Source organism: Betaproteobacteria bacterium (assembly GCA_016791345.1).
Taxonomy (GTDB): Bacteria; Pseudomonadota; Gammaproteobacteria; order Burkholderiales; family JAEUMW01; genus JAEUMW01.
On record JAEUMW010000374.1, the window covers coordinates 1 to 4,872 of the forward strand.

6 protein-coding genes are annotated in these 4,872 nt (G+C 67.8%); all 6 read left to right on the forward strand.

The window, feature by feature from the left end:
* A partial coding sequence (locus JNK68_14545; GenBank protein ID MBL8541563.1) for a DegT/DnrJ/EryC1/StrS aminotransferase family protein occupies positions 1 to 523 on the forward strand: 523 nt, incomplete at its 5' end.
* Between the two features lie 3 nt (positions 524 to 526).
* Positions 527 to 1,543: a glycosyltransferase gene (locus JNK68_14550; GenBank protein ID MBL8541564.1), complete on the forward strand. Its 1,017-nt coding sequence runs from the start codon at positions 527 to 529 to the stop codon at positions 1,541 to 1,543.
* Positions 1,540 to 2,469 carry a formyltransferase gene (locus JNK68_14555; protein ID MBL8541565.1) on the forward strand — a complete coding sequence of 310 codons (930 nt, stop codon included), beginning with the start codon at positions 1,540 to 1,542 and terminating at the stop codon, positions 2,467 to 2,469. The genes JNK68_14550 and JNK68_14555 overlap by 4 nt, the downstream gene beginning before the upstream one ends.
* A gap of 15 nt (positions 2,470 to 2,484) precedes the next feature.
* A complete protein-coding gene (locus JNK68_14560) occupies positions 2,485 to 3,528 on the forward strand; it encodes a bifunctional UDP-4-keto-pentose/UDP-xylose synthase (protein ID MBL8541566.1) in 1,044 nt (347 codons plus the stop codon).
* 24 nt (positions 3,529 to 3,552) lie between these two features.
* Positions 3,553 to 4,476, forward strand: a complete 924-nt coding sequence (locus JNK68_14565) for a 4-deoxy-4-formamido-L-arabinose-phosphoundecaprenol deformylase (GenBank protein MBL8541567.1) — start codon at positions 3,553 to 3,555, stop codon at positions 4,474 to 4,476.
* A 45-nt stretch (positions 4,477 to 4,521) separates the two neighbouring features.
* Positions 4,522 to 4,872, forward strand: a 351-nt coding sequence (locus JNK68_14570) for a peroxiredoxin (protein MBL8541568.1), incomplete at its 3' end; no start/stop codon positions are given.

Here is a 4,872-nt window from a genome sequence, read left to right on the forward strand (position 1 = left end):
GTTGCGCTGCGAGCGACTGCGCCTGCAGGGAGTGGTGCGCCTGCCCGACGGCGACCAGCAGGTGGAAGTGGCCGGCGCCAAGCTCAACATGACGGACATCGCGGCGCGCATCGGCATCGGCCAGCTGGCGCAGCTCGAAGCATTCACCGCGCGCCGCCGTCTGCTTGCCCGACACTACTTCGACTGTTTCGATCGGGACCTCGGCTGCGAGCTGCCGCTGGCCGATTTCGCCAATGCCAACTGGCACATGTTCCAGATTCTGCTGCCGCTCGAACGCATGCAGGCCACGCGCGGCGATTTCGTTCGTGCCATGCACGAGCGCGGCATCGGCGTCGGCGTGCACTATCCGGCGATCCACCTCTTCCGGCTCTACCGCGATCTCGGCTGGCGTCCGGGGCAGTTCCCGCACGCCGAGCGGGTAGGTCGCAGCATCGTCACGCTGCCGCTCTTTCCCGCCATGACGGAAGCCGACGTCGAGCGCGTCTGCGCCGCCGCGCGCGATGTCCTGCGCCACCTGTCCTGAACCATGTGGCGTCCGGCACCGGAGATTTCCGTCGTCATCCCCGTCTACAACGAGGAGGCCGGGCTGCCGGCGCTCTTCGATCGGCTCTATCCCGCCCTCGACGGCATGGGCGCGAGCTTCGAGGTCGTGTTCGTCAACGACGGCAGCCGCGACCGCTCCGCGGCCCTGCTGCGCGAGCAGTACCAGCGGCGGCCCGAGGTCACGCGCGTGATCCTCTTCGCCGCCAATTTCGGCCAGCACATGGCGATCATGGCGGGGTTCGAGCACTGCCGCGGCCAGATCGTCGTCACGCTGGACGCCGACCTGCAGAACCCGCCGGAGGAGATTCCGCGCCTTGTCGCCAAGATGCGCGAAGGCTACGACTACGTCGGCACGATCCGCCGCCAGCGACAGGACAGCTTCTTCCGCCGCTACGCCTCGCGCGCGCTCAACTGGATGCGCGAGCGCTCGACGCGGATTCACATCACCGACCAGGGGTGCATGCTGCGCGCCTACAGCCGCCCGATCGTGGACGCGATCAACAGCTGCCGAGAGGTGAGCACCTTCATCCCGGCGCTCGCCTATACCTTCGCGCAGCGCCCGGTCGAGATGGAGGTCGCCCACGAAGAGCGCACCGCCGGCGAGTCGAAATACTCGCTCTATGCGCTGGTGCGCTTGAACTTCGATCTGATGACGGGCTTCTCGCTGCTGCCGCTGCAGCTCGTGTCGATGGGCGGCATCGCGCTGTCCCTCGTCTCGGCGCTGTTCGTCGTCTTTCTGGCGATTCGCCGTCTCGTGGTGGGTCCGGAAGCCGAGGGCCTCTTCACCCTGTTCGGCATCGCCTTCTTCCTGCTCGGCATTCTGCTCTTCGCGGTGGGGCTGCTCGGCGAATACGTGGGCCGCATCTACCAGCAGGTGCGACCGCGGCCGCGCTATATCGTCGAGGCCCTGCTGGAGGCGCCGGATGCGAAAGGTCCGGCGGAGGGTGTGGCCCGTCTCGACGCGACCCACGCGCTGCCGCGCGCGCCCCACGCCCGATGACGCGCGCGGTCGTCTTCGCCTACCACGACGTCGGCTGCCGCTGCCTGCAGGTGCTGCTCGCGCAGGGCGTCGAGGTGCCGCTCGTCCTGAGCCACGAGGACGCAGCCGACGAGGTGATCTGGTACGACAGCGTCGCAGCACTCGCCCGCGCGCACGACATCCCGGTGATCACGCCGGAGGATCCGACCGACCCGGCGCTGATCGAGCGCATCGGCCGCCTCGCGCCGGACTTTCTCTTTTCCTTCTACTACCGGCGCATGCTGCCGCCGGCGCTGCTCGACCTGCCGCGCCGTGGCGCCCTCAACATGCACGGCTCCCTGCTGCCGAAGTACCGCGGGCGCGTGCCGGTGAACTGGGCGGTGATCCGCGGTGAAACCGAGACCGGTGCGAGCCTGCACTACATGACGGCGAAACCCGACCAGGGCGATCTCGTCGACCAGATGGCGGTGCCGATACTGCCGGACGACCGCGCGCTCGACGCCTTCCGCAAGGTCACGGTCGCGGCGGAACTGGTGCTGCAGCGGACGCTTCCGGCCCTGCTCGCAGGCAACGCGCCGCGCATCCGACAGGACCTCGCGGCGGGCAGCTACTTCGGCGGCCGGCGGCCGGAGGACGGACGCATCGACTGGCGCCAGCCGGCAAAGGCGATCCACGACCTCGTGCGCGGCGTCGCCCCGCCCTACCCCGGCGCCTTCTGCACGCAGGCCGGGCACCGGCTGCGCGTGCTCTCCACCGTGCGCGTCGCGTCCACGCACACGGCGGCGGGCCGGCCGTCACTGCACGTCGCCGGCGGGCGCGTCCTCGCCGAATGCGGCGACGGTGCCTGGCTGCGATTGGTCGACGTCGAAGTCGATGGCGCACCCGCAGATGCCGGCACGCTGCGTCGCCTGTTCGGCGACGGACCGATCGCGCTCGCGCACGACTAGACCCAAAATCCTCCCATGAAGAAGATCTGCATTCTCGGCGTCAACGGCTTCATCGGTCATCACCTGTCGCAGCGCATCCTGGAGCAGACCGACTGGTCGGTGTATGGCATGGACATGCAAAGCGACCGCGTCTCGGACCTGCTCGCGCACGCGCGCTTTCATTTCTTCGAGGGCGACATCACCATCAACCGCGAGTGGATCGAGTATCACATCCGCAAGTGCGACACGATCCTGCCGCTGGTGGCGATCGCCACGCCCGCCACCTACGTGCGCGAACCGCTGCGCGTCTTCGAGCTCGACTTCGAGGCGAACCTGCCGATCGTCCGCTCCTGCGTGAAGCACGGCAAGCGGCTCGTCTTTCCGTCCACCTCGGAGGTGTACGGCATGTGCCGCGACGAACAATTCGACGCGGAACGCTCGGAGCTCGTGCTCGGCCCGATCAACAAGCCGCGCTGGATCTACGCCTGCGCGAAGCAGCTCATGGACCGCGTGATCTGGGGCTACGGCGCGGCGGGGCAGCTCGATTTCACGCTCTTTCGCCCGTTCAACTGGATCGGTGCCGGGCTCGATTCCATCCACACGCCGAAGGAAGGCAGCTCGCGCGTGATCACCCAGTTCCTGGGTCACATCGTGCGCGGCGAAGACATCAAGCTGGTGGACGGCGGCAGCCAGAAGCGCGCGTTCACGCACATCGACGACGGCATCGACGCGCTGATGCGGATCATCGACAACCGCGCCGGGGTGGCGAGCGGCAACATCTACAACATCGGCAACCCCGCCAACAATTACTCGGTGCGCGAGCTTGCGCACATGATGCTGGACCTCGCGCTCACTTATCCGGAATACCGCGAGTCCGCCGAGCGCGTGCAACTCGTCGAGGTCCGCTCCGCCGACTACTACGGTGAGGGCTACCAGGACGTGCAGAACCGCGTACCGAAGATCGACAACACCTGCCGCGACCTCGACTGGGCACCCACCGTACCGATGGACGAGGCGCTGCGGCAGATCTTCGACTCGTACCGCACGCACGTGGCGGACGCGCGCGGGCTCGTCGACTGAGACCGCGCCGTCTCGTCGCTGCCGATGCGGTACCTCGCGCTCAAGGTCGATGTCGATACGCTGCGCGGCACCCGCGAAGGCGTGCCGCGCCTCGTCGATCTGCTGCAGCGTCACGGCGCGGGTGCCACCTTCCTGTTCAGCCTGGGACCCGATCACACCGGCCGCGCGATCCGCCGCGTCTTCCGTCCGGGATTCCTCAGGAAGGTCTCGCGCACATCGGTGGTCGAACATTACGGCATCAGGCAGCTGCTCTATGGCACGCTGCTGCCCGGCCCCGACATCGGGCGTCGCTGCGCGCCGATCATGCGTCGCGTCGCGGAGCACGGCTACGAGGTCGGCATCCACACCTGGGACCACATCCGCTGGCAGGACCACGTCCAGCACAGGGACGCCGCCTGGACGCGGCGCGAGATGCAGCAGGCGGTCGATCGCTTCGCCGACATCTTCGGCATGCCGGCACGGACACACGGCGCCGCGGGCTGGCAGATGAACGCGCACGCGTATCGCCTGGAGGCCGCGTACGCCTTCGACTATTGCTCGGATACCCGCGGCGGCAGCCCGTATCTGCCGGTCGTCGACGGTGCCGAGATTGCCTGCCCGCAGCTGCCCACCACGCTGCCGACGCTCGACGAGCTGATCGGTGTGGCGGGAGCCGACGCCGCGGCGTGCGCCGCCCATCTGCTGCGGCTCACGGCGGACCGGCGCTCGAGCCACGTCTACACGCTGCATGCGGAACTGGAAGGAATGAAACTCGCACCCGCATTCGAGCGACTGCTCGACGGGTGGCGCGCACAGGGCTACGTGCTCTCGTCGGTGCGATCCTTCTTCGAGACGCTGGACGTCGCAGCTCTGCCACGTCACGCCGTCGCGACCGGCGAGGTGCCCGGACGCTCCGGCACCCTGGCGCTGCAAGGCGACGCCCGCCCTCTTGTCCCTGGCATCGGTTAGTCCCGACAATAGATCTTCCTGACCCGAGAGGAGGCATTCCCGCAAATGCTCGATCAGCCCGTCCCCGAGTTCTCGCTGCCGGCCACCGGCGGCAAGACGTTCAGCACGTCGGCCCAGCTCGGCCATCCCTTCGTGCTGTATTTCTACCCGAAGGACAACACACCGGGCTGCACCACCGAGGGTGAGCACTTCCGCGATCTGCACGGCGCCTTCGGCAAGCTCCACTGCGCCGTCTTCGGCGTCTCCCGCGACAGCCTCAAGTCGCATGAAAAGTTCAAGGCGAAGATGGGGTTTCCGTTCGACCTCCTGTCCGACGAGAAGGAAGAGGCGTGCGGACTCTTCGGCGTGATCAAGATGAAGAACATGTACGGCAAGCAGGTGCGCGGCATCGAGCGC

Coding starts and splice junctions, on each gene's coding strand:
- JNK68_14550 (MBL8541564.1), top strand. CDS start 527: ATGTGGCGTCCGGCACCGGAGATTTCCGTCGTCATCCCCGTCTACAAC.
- JNK68_14555 (MBL8541565.1), top strand. CDS start 1,540: ATGACGCGCGCGGTCGTCTTCGCCTACCACGACGTCGGCTGCCGCTGC.
- JNK68_14560 (MBL8541566.1), top strand. CDS start 2,485: ATGAAGAAGATCTGCATTCTCGGCGTCAACGGCTTCATCGGTCATCAC.
- JNK68_14565 (MBL8541567.1), top strand. CDS start 3,553: ATGCGGTACCTCGCGCTCAAGGTCGATGTCGATACGCTGCGCGGCACC.